This window comes from Nocardioides taihuensis, assembly GCF_042657275.1.
In the GTDB taxonomy this organism is placed as follows: Bacteria; Actinomycetota; Actinomycetes; order Propionibacteriales; family Nocardioidaceae; genus Nocardioides; species Nocardioides taihuensis.
Map to the genome: position 1 here is coordinate 114563 of NZ_JBHSKD010000027.1, position 17032 is coordinate 131594.

The 17032-nt window shown below is 74.5% G+C and carries 16 protein-coding genes; 5 read left to right on the forward strand and 11 right to left on the reverse strand.

Annotated features, from left to right (window positions below; genetic code table 11):
- The first annotated feature begins 30 nt into the window (after positions 1–30).
- Complete coding sequence (gene ppk2 / locus ACFPGP_RS18580) at positions 31–840, forward strand: polyphosphate kinase 2 (protein WP_378592391.1); 810 nt, start codon at positions 31–33, stop codon at positions 838–840.
- A gap of 15 nt (positions 841–855) precedes the next feature.
- Here the strand turns inward: ppk2 and ACFPGP_RS18585 are convergent, their stop codons facing one another.
- Together ACFPGP_RS18585 and ACFPGP_RS18590 are read right to left on the reverse strand one after the other, a co-directional pair.
- Positions 856–1749 carry an aminoglycoside phosphotransferase family protein gene (locus ACFPGP_RS18585; RefSeq protein ID WP_378592392.1) on the reverse strand — a complete coding sequence of 298 codons (894 nt, stop codon included), beginning with the start codon at positions 1747–1749 and terminating at the stop codon, positions 856–858.
- An 11-nt stretch (positions 1750–1760) separates the two neighbouring features.
- Positions 1761–2270: a 2'-5' RNA ligase family protein gene (locus ACFPGP_RS18590; protein ID WP_378592393.1), complete on the reverse strand. Its 510-nt coding sequence runs from the start codon at positions 2268–2270 to the stop codon at positions 1761–1763.
- Positions 2271–2411: 141 nt separating this feature from the next.
- On the opposite strand from ACFPGP_RS18590, the gene ACFPGP_RS18595 reads away from it, so the two are divergent.
- Positions 2412–3155 (forward strand): dienelactone hydrolase family protein, encoded by a 744-nt coding sequence (locus tag ACFPGP_RS18595; RefSeq protein ID WP_378592394.1) that lies wholly within the window; start codon positions 2412–2414, stop codon positions 3153–3155.
- A gap of 15 nt (positions 3156–3170) precedes the next feature.
- Here the strand turns inward: ACFPGP_RS18595 and ACFPGP_RS18600 are convergent, their stop codons facing one another.
- The 7 genes from ACFPGP_RS18600 to ACFPGP_RS18630 form a co-directional block, all read right to left on the reverse strand.
- Positions 3171–4334 carry a lipid-transfer protein gene (locus tag ACFPGP_RS18600; protein WP_378592395.1) on the reverse strand — a complete coding sequence of 388 codons (1164 nt, stop codon included), beginning with the start codon at positions 4332–4334 and terminating at the stop codon, positions 3171–3173.
- Entirely contained in the window at positions 4331–4717 is a 387-nt protein-coding gene (locus ACFPGP_RS18605; protein ID WP_378592396.1) for a MaoC family dehydratase, read from the reverse strand. The genes ACFPGP_RS18600 and ACFPGP_RS18605 overlap by 4 nt, the downstream gene beginning before the upstream one ends.
- Positions 4714–5115: a Zn-ribbon domain-containing OB-fold protein gene (locus ACFPGP_RS18610; protein ID WP_378592398.1), complete on the reverse strand. Its 402-nt coding sequence runs from the start codon at positions 5113–5115 to the stop codon at positions 4714–4716. The genes ACFPGP_RS18605 and ACFPGP_RS18610 overlap by 4 nt, the downstream gene beginning before the upstream one ends.
- A complete protein-coding gene (locus tag ACFPGP_RS18615; RefSeq protein WP_378592399.1) occupies positions 5112–5624 on the reverse strand; it encodes an FAS1-like dehydratase domain-containing protein in 513 nt (170 codons plus the stop codon). Before ACFPGP_RS18615 ends, ACFPGP_RS18610 begins: the two co-directional genes overlap by 4 nt.
- The gene (locus tag ACFPGP_RS18620) at positions 5624–7840 is read right to left on the reverse strand and encodes an acyl-CoA dehydrogenase (RefSeq protein ID WP_378592401.1); all 2217 of its coding nucleotides are present in this window, start codon (positions 7838–7840) and stop codon (positions 5624–5626) included. The genes ACFPGP_RS18615 and ACFPGP_RS18620 overlap by 1 nt, the downstream gene beginning before the upstream one ends.
- An 82-nt stretch (positions 7841–7922) precedes the next feature.
- Positions 7923–9155 carry a bifunctional glycosyltransferase family 2/GtrA family protein gene (locus ACFPGP_RS18625; RefSeq protein WP_378592403.1) on the reverse strand — a complete coding sequence of 411 codons (1233 nt, stop codon included), beginning with the start codon at positions 9153–9155 and terminating at the stop codon, positions 7923–7925.
- Positions 9152–11146, reverse strand: coding sequence for an ArnT family glycosyltransferase (locus ACFPGP_RS18630; RefSeq protein ID WP_378592404.1), 1995 nt, complete (start codon positions 11144–11146; stop codon positions 9152–9154). Before ACFPGP_RS18630 ends, ACFPGP_RS18625 begins: the two co-directional genes overlap by 4 nt.
- 130 nt (positions 11147–11276) lie before the next feature.
- Here ACFPGP_RS18630 and ACFPGP_RS18635 point away from each other — a divergent pair, with 130 nt between their 5' ends.
- A complete protein-coding gene (locus ACFPGP_RS18635; RefSeq protein ID WP_378592406.1) occupies positions 11277–11423 on the forward strand; it encodes a hypothetical protein in 147 nt (48 codons plus the stop codon).
- Here the strand turns inward: ACFPGP_RS18635 and ACFPGP_RS18640 are convergent.
- Positions 11383–12819: a WS/DGAT/MGAT family O-acyltransferase gene (locus tag ACFPGP_RS18640; RefSeq protein ID WP_378592407.1), complete on the reverse strand. Its 1437-nt coding sequence runs from the start codon at positions 12817–12819 to the stop codon at positions 11383–11385. The genes ACFPGP_RS18635 and ACFPGP_RS18640 overlap by 41 nt on opposite strands.
- A 56-nt stretch (positions 12820–12875) precedes the next feature.
- On the opposite strand from ACFPGP_RS18640, the gene ACFPGP_RS18645 reads away from it, so the two are divergent.
- The gene (locus ACFPGP_RS18645) at positions 12876–14153 is read left to right on the forward strand and encodes an alpha/beta hydrolase fold domain-containing protein (RefSeq protein ID WP_378592408.1); all 1278 of its coding nucleotides are present in this window, start codon (positions 12876–12878) and stop codon (positions 14151–14153) included.
- A 42-nt stretch (positions 14154–14195) separates the two neighbouring features.
- Here the strand turns inward: ACFPGP_RS18645 and ACFPGP_RS18650 are convergent, their stop codons facing one another.
- On the reverse strand, positions 14196–16271 hold the full coding sequence (locus ACFPGP_RS18650) for an acyl-CoA dehydrogenase family protein (RefSeq protein ID WP_378592409.1): 2076 nt from the start codon (positions 16269–16271) through the stop codon (positions 14196–14198).
- An 83-nt stretch (positions 16272–16354) separates the two neighbouring features.
- Here ACFPGP_RS18650 and ACFPGP_RS18655 point away from each other — a divergent pair, with 83 nt between their 5' ends.
- Positions 16355–17029 (forward strand): class I SAM-dependent methyltransferase, encoded by a 675-nt coding sequence (locus ACFPGP_RS18655; RefSeq protein WP_378592410.1) that lies wholly within the window; start codon positions 16355–16357, stop codon positions 17027–17029.
- Positions 17030–17032 lie beyond the last annotated feature (3 nt).

The window sequence follows — 17032 nt, forward strand, 5'->3', positions numbered from 1 at the left end:
CCACCCCTGGCCCGGGGTTATCGTGCCCGGGTGTCCAAGCCCAAGAGCCCGATGACCACCGCGCAGTACGAGGCCGAGCTGTACCGGTTGCAGGCCGAGCTGGTGAAGGTGCAGGAGTGGGTGCGTGCCGAGCGCAAGCGCGTGGTCGTGGTCTTCGAGGGCCGCGACGCCGCGGGCAAGGGCGGCACGATCAAGCGCATCTCGCAGTACCTCAACCCGCGGGTGTGCCGGATCGCGGCGCTGCCGGCGCCGACCGAGCGCGAGCGGACGCAGTGGTACTTCCAGCGCTACGTCGAGCACTTCCCGGCCGCCGGGGAGATCGTGCTGTTCGACCGTTCCTGGTACAACCGCGCGGGCGTCGAGCACGTGATGGGCTTCTGCACGCCGACCGAGCACCGCCGCTTCCTGCACCAGTGCCCGATCTTCGAGCGGATGCTGGTCGAGGACGGGATCCTGCTGCGCAAGTACTGGTTCTCGGTCAGCGACGAGGAGCAGCAACGGCGCTTCCGCTCCCGGCTGGAGGACCCGATGCGGTTCTGGAAGCTCTCGACGATGGACCTCGAGTCGATCACCCGCTGGGAGGACTACTCCCGCGCCAAGGACGACATGATGGTGCACACCGACATCCCCGAGGCGCCGTGGTACGTCGTGGAGAGCGACGTGAAGAAGGTGGCGCGGCTCAACATGATGGCCCACCTGCTCTCGACGCTCCCCTACACGTCGGTGCCGCTGCCGCCGATCGAGGTGCCGGACCGCCCGCCGAGCACCGGCTACATCCGCCCGCCCAAGGAGCACACGACGTACGTGCCCGACCACGTCGCGGAGCTGCTCGGGGAGTGAGGGTCGCGACCGACGTCACGGGGCGTCGGCGAGGACCTCCTGCAACCGGCGCCGGCCGGTCGCGGCGAACGCCGGCCAGCGGTCGCGGTAGTAGACGGCGCCGGTGAGCGCCGGCAGCATCGCCCAGGCGCGGGCCCGGGCCCAGGTGGCGTTGTCGACGCCGGAGCGCTCGCGGAAGACCCGGCGCGACTCCCCCGTGAACACCGCCCACGCCGTCATGTAGTCGGGTGCAGGGTCGGCCACGCCCAGCGCGCCGAAGTCGATCACCGCGACCAGGCGCCGGTCGCGGGCGATCAGGTTGCCGTGCTGGAGGTCGCCGTGGATCCACACCGGTTCGTGCGGCCACGGGCCGGCGAGCACCGCGGCGTCCCACACCGCCCAGGCCCGGCCGGTGTCGACGAACGACGCCGCGTCCGCGATCACCCGGGGCACGTCGGGCGCGAGCCGCTCCAGGGGTACGCCGCGCGTGGTGCCGGTCTTGGGCGGCCCGCCGGTGGTGTCCACGGCGTGCAGTGCCCGGACGAAGTCGGCGAGGTCCCCGGCGGCCCGGACGAGGTCGAGGTTGGCCGGGTCCGGGGAGTCCTCGGGGCACTCGCCCTCGATCCAGCGGACGAGCAGCCAGGGCCACGGGAACCCCTCGCCCGGCTCCCCCAGCGCGACCGGCTCCGGGACCTCCAGCGGCAGGTGCGGCGCGAGGACCGGCATCCAGCGCAGGTCCTGGTGCGCCTGGTCGACCGCCCACACCACCCGCGGCATCCGGGCCACGTGGTGCTCGCCCACGCGCCACAGCGAGTGGTCGGTGCCGGTCTCGCGGACCCGCCACACCGGCTCCCCGGCGAGGCTCGGCACCTGGCGCGCGACGAGACGTGCCACCTGGTCGCGGTCGGGGACCACCTCGTCGTCGTGCACGAGCCGGGACCCTAGTCGGCCCGGGCGAGCGTGACGACCGCATTCGTGTCGGGGTCCCAGCGGCGCAGCTCCACCAGCAGCAGCTCGGCCGGCCGGTGGTCGAGGGCGGCGAGCACCCGGCCCGCCTCGGCGCGCGGCACCCGTCGGCCGAGCGTGACGTGCGGCAGCCAGCCGTCGTGCTGCCGGGCATCGGTCGCGGCGCGGACGTCGAGCACCGCGCGCACCAGCGCGTCGTCGGCGTCGACGGCGCGGGCGACCGTGACCTGCGCGCCCCCGAGCAGCACCACGCCCGCGACCCGGAGCCGCACCGGCAGCAGCGGCCCCAGCCGCGCCACCGCCAGCTCCTCGACCGCACCGGTGACCGCCGGCGCGGAGACCACCGTCAGGTGCGGGGTGTTGCCGGCACCGGCGTGGTCGAGCTGCGAGGGCAGCCCGAGGTCGCGCAGGACCTGCCAGTCGCGCAGCACGAGGTCCCGGCCGTCGTCGTCCGGCACCAGCTCGAGGGCGTGCAGCCGCGGCATCAGGCCGGCCACCCAGGTGCGCGGCGGGCGTGGGCTCCGCGCGGCACGTCGAGGTGCTCGACGAAGAGCTGGTGCGGCAGCGCGAGCCGGACGTGTCGGTCCCCCACGTCGCGACCCTAGCCACATGTCCATACTCAGCACATGACCCTCCTGGAGACCTGGACCCGCGGCGAGCACACGGCCCCCGTCGCCGGTCGACCGACGACGTTCCCCACCTATCGCAAGGGGACCGGCCCCGGGGTCGTGGTCGTGCACGAGATCCCGGGCCTGACCCCGGCGGTGATCGGCTTCGGCGAGGAGGTCGTGGCGGCGGGGTTCACGGTCGTGATGCCGAGCCTGTTCGGCACGCCCGAGCGGCCAGCCGGCGCCGGGTCGGTCGTGCGGACCATCGGACAGGTCTGCGTGCGCCGCGAGTTCACCAAGCTGGCGCGCCGCCAGACCTCACCGATCGCCGACTGGCTGCGCAGCCTGGCCCGCTCGTTGCACGAGGAGCTCGGCGGGCCGGGCGTGGGCGCCCTCGGCATGTGCTTCACCGGCGGCTTCGCGCTCGCGATGATGGTGGACGACGCGGTCGCGGCGCCGGTGCTGTGCCAGCCGTCGCTGCCCTTCGCGGTCACCCCCTCGCGCGCCGCGGACCTCAACCTCTCCCCCGCCGACCTCGACCGCGTGCGCTCGCGCGCGGCGGCCGGGTGCGAGGTGCTGGGGCTGCGCTACCGCGACGACAAGGCGGTCGGCACCCGCTTCGAGACGCTCACCCGCGAGCTCGGCGACAACTTCCTCCGGGTGGAGTTCCCCGGCAAGGGCCACTCCACGGTCACCGAGCACCGGCAGCAGGAGGGCGTCGACCGGGTGCTGGCGTTCCTGCAGGAGAAGCTGGCGGGGTGAGCCCGCACGTGCCCCTCAGGCCGAGAGGACCAGGCCCGACGTCGGGACGCCCGTTCCGGCCGTGACGACGAGGTGCTCGACGCCGTCGACCGCGTTGACCGAGGTGCCACGGATCTGGCGCACGGCCTCGGCGATGCCGTTCATGCCGTGGATGTAGGCCTCGCCGAGCTGCCCGCCGTGGGTGTTGAGGGGGAAGCGGCCGTCGACCTCGATCGCGCCGTCGGCGATGAAGCCGGGGGCCTCGCCGCGGCCGCAGAATCCGAGCTCCTCGAGCTGCATGAGCACGTACGGCGTGAAGTGGTCGTAGAGGATCCCCATCCGCATGTCCTCGGGCCGCAGGCCCGACTGGCGCCACAGCTCCCGGCCCACGACACCCATCTCGGAGATGCCGATGTCCTCGCGGTAGTACGACGTCATCACGAACTGGTCGCGACCGCTTCCCTGGGCCGCCGCGGTGACGTACGCCGGGCGCTGGGGCAGGTCGCGTGCCCGCTCGGCGGAGACCACGACCAGCGCGACCGCGCCGTCGGACTCCTGGCAGCAGTCGAGCAGGTGCAGCGGGTCGACGATCATCCGCGACGCCTGGTGGTCCTCGAGCGTGATCGGGCGGCCGTGGAAGAACGCCGCGGGGTTGGTGGCGGCGTGCCGCCGGTCGGCGACGGCCACCCGACCGAAGTCCTCCGACGTCGCGCCGTAGTCGTGGAGGTAGCGCCGCGCCTGCATCGCGACCGTGGCCGCCGGCGTGCCGAGGCCCATCGGGTAGGTCCAGGCGTTGTCGAGCCCGTTGGTGTTGACCTGGCTGGCCGCCGCGACCGAGAACTGCCCGAAGCGGCTCTCGGAGCGCTCGTTGAAGCCGCGGTAGCAGACCACGACGTCGGCGACCCCGGTCGCGACCGCCATCGCCGCCTGCTGCACGGTCGCGCAGGCCGCGCCGCCGCCGTAGTTGATGCGGCTGAAGAACCGCAGCTCCGGCACCCCGAGCTCGCGGGCGACGGCGATCTCCGAGGAGGTGTCCATGGTGAACGTCGTGAGGCCGTCGACGTCGGCCGCGGTCAGGCCGCAGTCGGCCAGGGCCGCCCGCACCGCCTCGACCGAGAGCTGCAGCTCCGAGCGTCCCGACTCCTTGGAGAACTCCGTCGCGCCGATCCCGACGATCGCCGCCTTCCCGGACAGGCTCATGCGCGCACCCGCACGGTCCCGGTCACGTGCTCGCCGAGCGAGACCCGCCCGACGACCGCGATCGTGGCGATGCCGTCGGCGACCTCGGTCACGGTGCCGCTGAAGGTGAGCGTGTCGTAGGGGTGCGCGGGGGCGCCGAGGCGGATCGCGATCCCCCGCAGCTCGACGTCGTGCCCGGCCCAGTCGGCGACGTAGCGCTCGACGAGGCCGTTGGTGGTGAGGATGTTCATGAAGATGTCCCGCGACCCGGCGGCCTGCGCGACGTCACGGTCGTGGTGCACGTCCTGCCAGTCACGGGTGGCGATGGCGGTGCTCACGATCGTGGTCGGCGTCAGCGGCAGGCTCCACTCCGGCAGCACGTCGCCGGCCTCGAGCGCCCTCACGCGAGCCTCCAGACGGGCAGGGTGAGCTCGTCGTCCACGTCGCGGAAGTCCACGCGCAGCCGGGTGCCGATCGCCACGTCCTCGGGCTCGACGTCGACGACCTCCCCCACCATTCGCACGCCCTCGTCGAGGTCGATGAGCGCGATCACGATCGGCAGCTCCTTGCCCGGCACCGGCGGGTGCCGGTGCACGACGTAGGAGAAGACGGTCCCGGTGCCCGCGGCCAGGTCGTACCCGCGGTCGTAGGCGTCGCAGGACCGGCACGCCGGGCCGGGCGGGAACCGGCGGGCGCCGCACGCGTTGCAGCGCTGGATGCGCAGCTCCCGGGCGCGGGTGCCGTCCCAGAAGAACTGCGAGTCGCGGTTCACGACGGGCCGCACGACCCCGGGCGCGGTCACCGGTCGCCCCCCGGCACGAACTTGAGCACGCGGAACAGCATGGTCGCCACCTTCTCGCGCGTGCCGTCCTCGTGGTCGACGTACCAGGTGTTGCGCGAGGTGACGAAGTAGCCCTCGCCCATGGCGGTCCGCTTGGGTCCCGCGACCGTGTCGAGCGCGGTCGTCACCCGCAGCTGCTCCCCCACCCGCAGGTAGCGCTCGTAGGTCTGCTCGCAGTTGGTGCCGAGCACGGCGGTGTAGCCCTCGGCCGTGAGCACCTCCATCATCCGGCTCAGCGGGTCGTCGTCGGGGCGACGGCGGCCCAGTCCCGGCATCGTCCACACCTGCGCCATCGACGGCGGCGCCTCGCCGCGGCGGAACCGCTCGTTGTCGTAGCCCATCGCGTCGAGCCAGGTGCTGATGGTCGGCTGGTTCACCGGGAACGGCGCCACCGACTCCGACGCCTCGCCGAGCGCGGCGATCCGCTCCGCCTCGGCCATGATCCGCTCGTGCGCGCCCTCGGCCGGCATCAGCGTGGCACCCGCGGCAGGCCGAGCCCGAACATCGCGATCAGCTCGCGCTGCACCTCGTTGACACCCCCGCCGAAGGTGAGCACCAGGTTCCGCTTGGCCTGGCCGTCGAGGTAGGCCATCAGCCCGGAGGTGGCGGGGTCGGCCGGGTCGCCGTAGCGGTGCACCACCGCGGCCAGCCGCCGGCCCAGCACCTGCACGCGGTCGGAGGCGAAGACCTTGGAGGCCGAGGCGTCGGCGACGTCGACCTCACCGGACTCCGCGACCCGCGCGACCTCCCAGTTGAGCAGCTCGTTGACGCGGAACGCCGCGGTCGCCTCGCCGACCACGGCCCGCACGTCGGGCCGGTCCGCGACCCCGGCGCCCTCGGCCCAGGCGGCCACCCGGTCGCGCAGCCCCTCGAGTCGCCCCGCCGGTCCCAGCATCACGCGCTCGTGGTTGAGCTGGGTGGTGATCAGCCGCCAACCCTCGTTCTCCTCCCCCACGAGCATGTCGACCGGGACGCGGACGTCGTTGAAGTACGTCGCGTTGACGTGGTGCGACCCGTCGGCGGTGATGATCGGCGTCCACGAGTAGCCCGGGTCGGTCGTGTCGACGATGAGGATCGAGATGCCGCGGTGCTTTGGCGCGTCGGGGTCGGTGCGCACCGCGAGCCAGAGGTAGTCGGCCTGGTGGCCCCCGGTGGTCCACAGCTTCTGCCCGTTGACGAGGTAGTAGGGCTCACCGTCGTCGTCGACCCGCCGGGCGCTCGTGCGCAGCGAGGCCAGGTCGGTGCCGGCGTCCGGCTCGGAGTAGCCGATCGCGAAGTGCACGTCGCCGGCGAGGATCCGCGCGAGGAACAGGTCCTTCTGCTTCTGGGTGCCGTAGCGGATCAGCGTCGGCCCGACCGTCTGCAGGGTCACCGCCGGCAGGTGCACGTCGGCGCGCTGCGCCTCGTTGGCGAAGATCGTCTGCTCGACCTCGCCGAGCCCGTGCCCGCCGTACTCGGTCGGCCAGCCGACGCCCATCCAGCCGTCGCTGCCCAGCTGCTTGATCGTGCGCTGGTAGGTCGGGCCGTGCCGGTCCACCGCCATCTCGCGGTGCTCCTCGCTGCTGGCCAGCCCCGTGAAGTAGGCGCGCAGCTCGGCCTTGAGCGCGCGCTGCTCGTCGGTCAGCTCGAGGTTCTTGGCCTCCGGCCGCTCGACCGTGACGGCGTCGAGGGCCAGCGCCTCGCCCCCGAGGGCGTGGGTGAGATCGGTGACGCTCGAGAAGTAGCGGTGCAACGGGTAGGTGACGTCGACGCCCATCCCGCCGTGCAGGTGCTGGCAGGTGTGCAGCGCGGGCAGCGCCTCGGCGCAGAACCAGTACGCCGCGACCGCGAGGTCGTCGGCGGCGTCGTGCCCCTCGGCCACCAGGCGGGCGACGTTGTCCGCGGCCAGCGTGAGCAGCCGGGCCGCCACGTAGACGTCGGCGACCTGCTGGGCCACGGCCTGGAACTCCGCGAGCTTGCGGCCGAACTGCTCGCGCTCCCCGACGTACGCCGCGGTCAGCGCGGTCGCGCCGCGCACCAAGGCCGCCCCCTCGACGCAGAGCCCGGCGACCGCGAGGTCGCGCAGCAGGCGGGCGGCGCCGTCGCCCGGCAGCACCTCGCCGGCGACGCCGTCGAGCACCACCGTGTGCTCGGTGTGCCGGGTGGAGCTGAACGACGGCTCGAGGCGCACCCGGTCGTCGCGCGGGTCGACCAGAACCACGACGGTGCGGTCACCGTCACGGGCCGGGACGAGCAGCGCCGTCGCCTCCTCGGCGTACGCCACGCCGACCTTGCGCCCGGTGACGAGGCCGTCGGTCACGGTCGTCGCCGGCTCCACGGGGATGCCGCTCCCGACCTCGCGCACCGCCGGCACCAGCACCGTCTCGCCGGTGGCGACCGGCGGGAGCAGCGCCGCCTGCTGCTCGGGGCTGCCGGCCGCGGCCAGTGTGAGCACCCCGCAGCACAGGGTCTCCCAGACCGGGAGCCGCACCGCACGGGCGCCGACCTCGCCGAGCAGCTCGGCCACCTCGGGCAACCCGAGGCCCTCGCCCCCGTGCTCCTGCGGCACCGGGAGCGCGAGCAGGCCGGCGGCGGCCAGGTCGAACCACGTGGCCTCGCGGTCGAGCGCCTCCCGCGCGACGTCGCGCACGACCTGCCGGGTGTCCCCCGGGGACGCCTGCGCGTCCGGCTCCTGGCTGGTACTCACCGTGACTCCTGTCTGCACGACAGCGTGCGGCCACGCCCGGGGGTACCGAGCCCCGGACGAGAAAACTGTAACGTGTTCTACCTTAGCCGAGAGTGACGTGGTCGAGCGAGGGCTCCGGCACCCCGTCGGGCACCCGCCCCGCCGGCCCCGGGCGGGCGGCGAACATCCAGCCCCGCATCAGCAGGAACTTCGCCACGGTCGAGGTCACCGTCGCCACGCCGACCACGAGCGTCTCCACGACCGTCGGCGCGGCCGGCCAGCCGACGCCGAGCAGGGCCAGCGCGCCGGCGGTGAACCCCCACGTCGCGGCGAACACCCCGAGGCCCTGGGCCTGGTGGCGCAGCAGACCCTCGCCACCGCGCACGCCGAAGGTCCAGCGCCGGTTGGCCTGGGTGTTGACGAGCGTGGCGAGCACCAGGGCGACCAGGTTGGCCGCCTGCGCCCCGAGGCCGGCGCCGGCCGAGGCCAGCAGCGCGAAGAGCCCGAGGTGCAGCACCGTCGTCCCCGCGCCGACCACGCCGAACCGCACCGTCTGCGCGCCCAGCCCGGCGGCCGGGGTGGTGCGACCCATCCGCGCGCGGATCTCGTCGGTCGGCAGCGCGCCGGAGCGCAGCGCGCGCCGCATCCGGCGTACGCCGCGCAGGTCGTCGCGCGCCGTGGCCACCACGTCGACCCGCGAGTCGGGGTCGTCGTACCAGTCGACGGGCACCTCGTGGATCCGCAGGCCGCACCGCTGCGCGAGCACCAGCAGCTCGGTGTCGAAGAACCAGCCGGGGTCCTCGACCAGCGGCAGCAGCGCGGCCGCGACGTCGGCCCGGATCGCCTTGAAGCCGCACTGCGCGTCGCTGAAGCTCGCGCCGAGGGTGGCCCGCAGGATCGTGTTGTAGCCCCGCGAGACCGCCTCGCGCCGCGGACCGCGCACCACGCGGGAGTCGCGGTGCAGCCGGGTGCCGATCGCGAGGTCGGAGTGGCCCGACATCAGCGGCGCCAGCAGGGGCCACAGGGCGTCGAGGTCGGTCGACAGGTCGACGTCGGTGTAGGCGAGGATCGACGCGTCGGACCCCGACCACACCGCCTTCAAGGCCCGGCCGCGGCCCTTCTGCTCGAGCCGGACGACCCGCACCTCGTCGAGCTCGGCGGCCACGGTGGCCGCCACCCCTGGGGTGCCGTCACGGCTGGCGTTGTCGGCGACGGTGATCCGGAACGGGTAGGGGAAGGTCGCGGTCAGGTGGTGGTGCAGCCGGTGCACGCACGCGGCCAGGGTGTGCTCCTCGTCGTGCACCGGGACCACGAGGTCGAGGACGGGCGCGGTCACGACGCCGCCTGCGAGAGGTCGTAGAACGTCTGGCCGTCGACCGTGGTGGCGATGAAGCTCTCCTCCACCCACGCGGTGATCTCGCTGCCGGCGCCGGAGCCGCCCATCGCGCCCGGGCCCATCGCGCCGGAGTCGTCGGAGGCACCGGCCGCGAACCAGTGCACCTCGCCGTCGGCGACCAGCTGCTGGAACTCCGCGAGCGTGGGGCTGGGGTCCGAGCCGTTGAAGCCGCCGATCGCCATCACCGGCTCGCCGGTCCCGAGCTGCAGCCCGGCGGCGCTCTGGCTCCCGACGGCGGCCGCGACCCACGTGTGGTCGCCGGCGTCCCCGGTCAGCAGCGCCACGACCTCGTCGCTCGGCGTCGAGGCGTCGAGCAGGCCGCCCGCGCCGCCGGTCGGAGGCTGCCCCATCGGCGTCTGGCCCACCGGCATCCGGCCCGTCGGGGCCTGGCCCGTCGGCGGTCGGCCACCCGGGAGGCCCCCGCCGGGGAGGCCGCCGCCCGGACCCCCGGACGACGTCGGACCGGCGGTGACGATCGACCCGGTGTGGGCCTGGCTCACGGTCGTCGCGGTGTACGCCGCGGGCCCGGCGAGGACCGCCAGCAGCGAGGCCGCGACGACGGCGGTGACCGCCCGCGCGCCGAGCCCGGCGGCCAGCCGGTCCCCCACCAGCAGCCCGGCCGCGCCGGCGAGCCCGGCGACGCCGACCAGCGCGGGCAGCCACACGCCGTACGCGTCGGTGCGCCCGAGCAGGACCACCGACCACAGCGCGGAAACCAGCACGGCAGCGGCGAGCAGCACCCGCCCGGCCCAGGTCGCCCGGCGCTCCCACGCCTCCGCAGCGCCCATGCCGACCAGCGCTGCGATCGCCGGGGCCAGGGCCACCGTGTAGTACTCGTGGAAGATGCCGGCCATCAGCGAGAAGGTCAGGCCGGTGACCAGCAGCCACCCGCCCCACACGACGTACGCCGCGCGGCGCAGGTCGGTGCGCGGCGCGCGGCCGCGGAGCACCAGCCCGGCGACGAGCAGCAGCAGCGCGGCCGGCAGCAGCCAGGACACCTGCCCGCCGACGGAGTCGGAGAACATCCGGCCCAGGCCGGTCTCACCCCAGCCGCCTCCCCCGCCGACCGAGCCGGTCTCGTCGCCGGAGAGCCGGCCGAGGCCGTTGTAGCCGAAGGTCAGCTCGAGGAAGGAGTTGGTCTGGCTGCCGCCGATGTAGGGACGGCTGCTCGCGGGCACCAGCTCCACGACGGCGACCCACCACCCGGCCGAGACCACGAACGCCGCGAGCCAGGCCAGGCACCCGAGCAGCCGCCGGCGGACCGTCGCCTGCGCGGCGAGGAGCCACGCGACCGCGAAGCCCGGCACCACGAGGCCGACCTGGAGGGTCTTGGTGAGGAAGCCGAGGCCGACGAGCACCCCGCCGAGCGCCAGCCAGCGCAGCGACCCGCGCTCGACGGCGCGCAGCGTGGCGTAGGCGCTGACCGCCATCAGCAGCGTGAGCAGTGCGTCGGGGTTGTTGAACCGGAACATCAGCACCGCCACCGGCGTCAGTGCGAGCACCAGCCCGGCGAGCAGGCCGGCCACGGCGCCGGACACCCGCTTCACGCCGGCGTGGACGACCGCGACGGTGGCCAGGCCCATCAGCACCTCGGGCAGCAGGATCGACCACGAGCCGAGGCCGAAGGCCCGCACGGAGAGGCCCATCACCCACAGCGACGCCGGGGGCTTGTCGACGGTGATCGACCCCGCGGCGTCGAGGGCGCCGTAGAAGAGCGCCGACCAGCTCTGCGAGCCGGCCTGCGCCGCGGCGGAGTAGAACGAGTTGGCGTAGCCGTTGGCCGACAGGCCCACGACGTAGAGCACGGCGGTCCCCGCGAGCAGGGCCCAGAAGGCGGGGCGGGCCCAGCGGGGGTCGTCGGTGGGCGGTCGGTCCGACTCACCGCCGTCGGCGGACCGGTTCTGGGCAGGTTCGATCACGGAAGTCGTCATGGCCCGAACCTCGTCGCCGCGGCTGTGGGGCTGCTGTGCCGTCGCTGAGGCGGTTCCGTGTGCCGGGACTGCCAGCCGCCGCCGAGCCGGCGCACAGCGACGTCACAGCCCGGCGCACCACCGTCGGGCCATGACCACCACGACGGCCACCGCTGCTCCGGCCCCCGACGCCACCGACCTGCCGCAGACCGCTCCCGCGCTGCGGCCGCCGACCTGGCCGGGACGCAAGCCCGCGGTCAGCGCGAGCCTGGCCCGGCCCCCGCAGGAGGGTCGCTGAGCGCCCGCCCCTCGACCTCCCGGGCCAGCCGGGCCAGCTCCTCGGGGAAGCGCCGGACCAGGCCGGCGACGTCGGGCAGCGACTCGCGGCAGGCGATCACGCCCACGTGCACGTCTCCTGCCTGCGACATCACGCTGATGTTGAGCCCCGCGCCGTGGAAGACCGGCCCCAGCGGGTAGAGCGCCCGCACCCGGGCGCCCATGAAGTAGAGCGGCACCGGCGGTCCGGGCACGTTGGAGATCACCAGGTTGTGCACCACCGGGTGCCGCTCGGCGAGGCGCAGCGCGGCGTACGCCCGCACGGCGAGGCCGAAGGTGCGCGGGGCGGCGAACTCGGCCCAGTCCTGCAGGGCGTCGGCGCTGATCGCGTTGTGGTGGTCCTTGGCGTGGCGGCTGTGCTCGGCCAGCGCCTCCAGCCGCGCGAGGGGGTCCTCGACGTCGGTGCCGAGCTTGGCGAAGAGCGCCGAGACCTTGTTGGCCCCGCCCACGTGCCGTGACGCGCCGCGCACGGAGACGGGGACGGTCGCGAGGAGCGAGGTGGCCGGCAGCTCGCCGAGGTGCTCGAGGTAGCTGCGCAGGGCGCCCCCGGCGACCGTGAGCACGACGTCGTTGACGGTGGTGCCGGTGGCGTTCTTGACCCGCTTGATCGTGTCGAGGTCGAGGTCGCCGAAGCCGATCGTGCGGTGGCCGGTGATGGTGCCGTTGAACATCGTGCGGGGAGCGGAGAACGGCGCGGCCATCGCGATGCCGCGCCGCGCGCGGTCGACCGTCCCGGTGACCAGGGCGACCGAGGGCGAGAGCAGCTTCACGGCCGCGACCGGCAGCGAGAGGTTGCGCACCAGGGCGCGGCCGACCAGCTCGAGCTCGCCCGGCTCGCGCTCGGTCGCCTGCGGCTCGCCGGCCTCGTCGGGCGGGGTGTCCGGCTCGAGGGTGCACAGGTGGGAGATCAGGTTCGCGCCGGAGACGCCGTCGACGGTGGCGTGGTGCATCTTGAGGAAGACCGCGACCTGGTCGCCCTCGTAGCCCTCGATCACCCACATCTGCCACAGCGGCCGCGAGCGGTCGAGCGGGATGCCGGCGAGGTGCGAGGTGAGCTCGACCAGCTCGTCGTACCCGCCGGGCGCGGGCAGCGCGAGCCGGTGGACGTGCCGGTCGATGTCGAAGTGGGTGTCCTGCACCCAGATCGGGTGGTCGAGGCGCAGCGGGACCTTGCGCAGCTTGCGGTTGAACGCCGGCACGTCGCGCACCCGGCGGTCGATCTGGGCCCGGACGGCCGGGAACGCGTACCCGCCGGGGATCGTCGAGGGGTCGAGCACGATCAGGCCGCACACGTGCATCAGCTGCTCGGGGGTCTCCAGGTAGAGGAAGCTCGCGTCGAGCCCGGAGAGGCGGTCCATGGTGCGCCATCCTACCCGAAACTGAAACCTGTTCTAGTTGGCGGTACCATGGGTACGTGGCCTTCCTGCGTCGTCAGCTCGCCGTCGCCGCGCTCACCGTGAACGCGCTGCGTCCCTCGCCGAGCTTCCGCGCCGGCATCCCGGTCTTCGTCGCCGGGTGGCTCACCGGCGAGCTCGCGCCGCACCTGCTGACCCTGACGGCGGCGGACGCCGTCACCCACCTGCCCGCCTCGCGACGTCGTACGACCGCGGACCGGGTCGGGCTGGCGCTGGCGGCGGCGAGCACGGCCGGCCTGACGGCGCTGATCGCCCAGAGCCGCAAGGTCGGCGACGTGGTCGACGCGGCGCTGCTCGACGGCCTCGGCGCCGACACCACGGCCGAGCTCGAGGCGCAGCCGACGCCCGCCGACGTCGCGCGCGGGCAGTGGCGGCGCCTGGTCAATCCCTTCCGCATGCGTGACCCGCGGATCCGCGTCGACCGCGACGTGCGCTACTCCGACGCCGGTGGTCGCGGCCTGCTCGACGTGTACCGCCCCGCCGAGGGCGTGCTCGACGGTGCCCCGGTGCTGCTGCAGGTGCACGGCGGCGGCTGGACGATCGGCAGCAAGGACGAGCAGGGCCTGCCGCTCATGCACCACATGGCCGCCCGGGGCTGGATCTGCGTGGCGATCAACTACCGCCTCGCCCCGCGCGACGCGTTCCCGGCGCAGGTGATCGACGTGAAGCGCGCGATCGCCTGGATCCGCGAGCACATCGGGGAGTACGGCGGCGACCCCGACTACATCGCGATCACCGGCGGCTCGGCCGGCGGGCACCTGACCGCGCTCGCCGCGCTGACCCCGGGCGACCCGGCGTACCAGCCCGGCTTCGAGGACGCCGACACCAGCGTCGCCGCGGCGGTCCCCCACTACGGCGTCTACGACTTCGCCGGCGCCACCGGGTTGAAGAGCGCCGAGCAGATGCGCGACCAGTTCCTCGCACCGCGGATCCTGCAGGAGCGCTGGAGGGACCACCCCGAGGTCTTCGAGCGCGCATCGCCGATCCTGCGCATCCACCCCGATGCCCCCGACTTCTTCGTGATCCACGGCGTGCGCGACACGCTGGTCTCGGTCGACCAGGCCCGGCTGTTCGTGGACGCCCTGCGCCGGGTGTCGCGCCGCACCGTCGTCTACGCCGAGCTGCCGGGGGCCCAGCACGCCTTCGACCTCTTCCCCTCGATCCGTTCCACCCAGGTGGTCCGGGCCCTCGACAAGTACCTGCACTGGCACTGGAACCAGTGGCGCGCCGGCCGCTCCCCCGCCGAGCCCGCGGCGATCGACACCGACGCCGGCTGAAGGTCGACAGTCAACGCTGACCCGTCGCTCATGAGCGACGGGTCAGCGCGGGAGGCCGAGGATCCGTTCGGCGGCGACGGTGCGCAGCACCTGCGTCGTGCCGCCGGCGATCGAGAGGCAGCGGGTCATCAGCATCTCGTGGACGTCGGCGGCGACCTGCGGGTCGTCGGCCTCGAGGACGACGCGCTCGCCGAGCAGCTCGACGACGAGCTCGGAGGCGTCCTGGCGGCTGCGCACGCCGAGCAGCTTGGCCACGCTCGACTCCGCCCCCGGCCCGTGACCGGCGAGTGAGCGCAGCGTCGTGCGTACGCCCAGCAGGGTGCAGACCGTCGCCAGCGCGACCGCGTGCCCGACCCGCACCTGCTCGGCCGGGGTCGCGTCCCCGGCGAGCGCGACGGCCCGCTCGGTGCTCACGCCGAGGCGCGAGGAGGCCATCGCCACCCGTTCGTTGGCGAGGGTGGTGCGGGCGAGCCGCCACCCGTCGCCGGGCTGCCCGACCACGCAGTCGTCGGGCACCAGCACGTCGTCGAGGAAGACCTCGTTGAACATCGCGTCGCCGGTGAGCTCGCGCAGCGGCCGGATCTCGATGCCGGGACTGCCCATGTCGACCAGGAAGTAGGTGATCCCCCGGTGCCGGGGCGCGTCGGGGTCGGTGCGGGCCAGGCAGATCGCCCAGTCGGCCTCGTGGGCGAGCGAGGTCCACACCTTCTGGCCGGTCAGCCGCCAGCCGCCAGCCGCCTCGTCACGCACGGCCCGCGTGCGCAACGAGGCGAGGTCGGACCCGGCGCCGGGCTCGGAGAAGAGCTGGCACCACCCGATCTCGCCGGTCAGCGTCGGCCGCACGAAGCGCTCGCGCTGCGCGTCGGTGCCGTGCTCGAGCACGGTCGGCGCCGCCCACCCGCCGATCTTGAGGTCCGGCCGCCCGATCCCCGCGCGGACCAGCTCCTCGTCCACCACGAGCTGGGTGACGGGGTCCGCCCCGAGCCCGTAGGGCGCCGGCCAGTGCGGCGTCAGGTAGCCGCGCTCGACCAGCGCGGCCCGGCGCGCGTCCTCCGGCAGCGCCGCCACCTCCGCCACGCGGGTGCGGAACTCGTCGCGGACCCCGGCGTCGCGGCCGCCGAGGTCGACCTCGACCCGACGTCGTACGCCCGAGGCGGCGCGAGCCGCCAGCGACGCTGCCCAGACGTCGCCACCACCGAGCAGCGCGCGCAGGGTCGTGGCGCGGCGCAGGTAGAGGTGGGCGTCGTGCTCGAAGGTGAAGCCGATCCCGCCGAGCACCTGGATGCAGGTCTGCGCCACCCGCACCGCCCCGTCCAGCGCCACCGCGCCGGCGACGTCGGCGGCGAAGGCCGCCTGCTCCTCGTCCGCCGCCAGGGCGACCGCGGCGTCCCACGCGGCCGCGGTCACCGCCTCCGCCGTCTCCAGCATCTCCGCGCAGAGGTGCTTGACCGCCTGGAAGCTGCCGATCGGCTTCCCGAACTGCTCGCGCACGCCGGCGTACGACGTCGCGGTCTCCAGGCACCAGCGCGCCACGCCGCTGGCCTCGGCCGCCGCCATCGCCACCGTCGTACGACGGACCCGCGCGCGGGTCAGTCCCGTCACCGCCACCCCGCCCGACCACGGCGCCCGCACCCGCCCGAAGCGCCGGCTCAGGTCCAGCGCCACCACGGGCTCGACGTCGACGGCCGCAGCCTCGACCAGCACCCAGGTGTCGTCCTCACCGGGCGCCGGCAGCAGCAGGTGGGTGGCGGACGGCGCGTCCCAGACCAGGTCGGGGGCGCCGGGCGCGAGGCCGACGACGGCGTCGGACCCCGGGTGCCCGCCGGCCAGCAGCAGCTCGGACACCGCCGGCCCCAGCAGCGGTCCGGGCAGCAGCGCGTGCGCGCAGGCCTCGAGCGCCACGGCCACGTCGAGCGGCGACCCGTCGTCCCCACCGGCCGACGCGGGCAGCGCCAGCCCGGCCAGCCCCATCCCGGCCGCGGCGGCCCGCACCTTCTCGAAGGTCTCCGCGGGGTCGCCCTCGGCGGCGCGCACCGCCGCCGGCCCGTCCAGCCCCGCGGCCCACGCGCGCAGGCTGGCGCCGAGCTCGCGGTGCTCCTCGTCGAGGCCGAGGGTCACGGGACCACCTCCTGGCGGGCGGGAGCAGTGGGCAGGACGGACGCGCGAAACTAGAACGTGTTCCACATCCTAGGCTGACCGCCGTGCCCGACACCACCAGCGCGCCCGCCATGGACCCCTCCCTGCTCGCCCACGCCCGCGCGGCCCGGGGGTTCATGCCCGACGACGAGGGGCTGCTGCTGCACCGGCGCGCGCTCGAGCGGCTCCCCCACGGCCCGGCGCTCGAGGTGGGCACCTACTGCGGCAAGTCGGCGGTCTACCTCGGCGCCGCGGCCCGCGCCGTCGGCGGCGACGCCGTGGTGTTCACCGTCGACCACCACCGCGGCTCGGAGGAGAACCAGGCCGGCTGGGAGCACCACGACGCCACCCTCGTCGACCCCGCGACGGGCCTGATGGACACGCTGCCGGTCTTCCGGCGCACGATCGAGGAGGCCGGGCTCGAGCGCGAGGTCGTCGCGGTGCTCGGCGAGTCGACCGTCGTGGCGGCCCACTGGCGCACGCCGCTGGCGCTGCTGTTCATCGACGGCGGGCACGGCGAGGAGCCGGCCCACGCCGACTTCGACGGCTGGGCCCGCTGGGTCGCCCGCGACGGCCTGCTCGTGATCCACGACGTGTTCCCCGACCCCGCGGACGGCGGCCGCCCGCCGTACGAGATCTACCTGCGCGCCCTCGACGGCGGCGCCTTCGTCGAGGACGAGGCCCTCGGCTCGGTCCGCGTGCTGCGCCGGGTCACCGGCGAACCGGGCGACCCGGTCTGACAG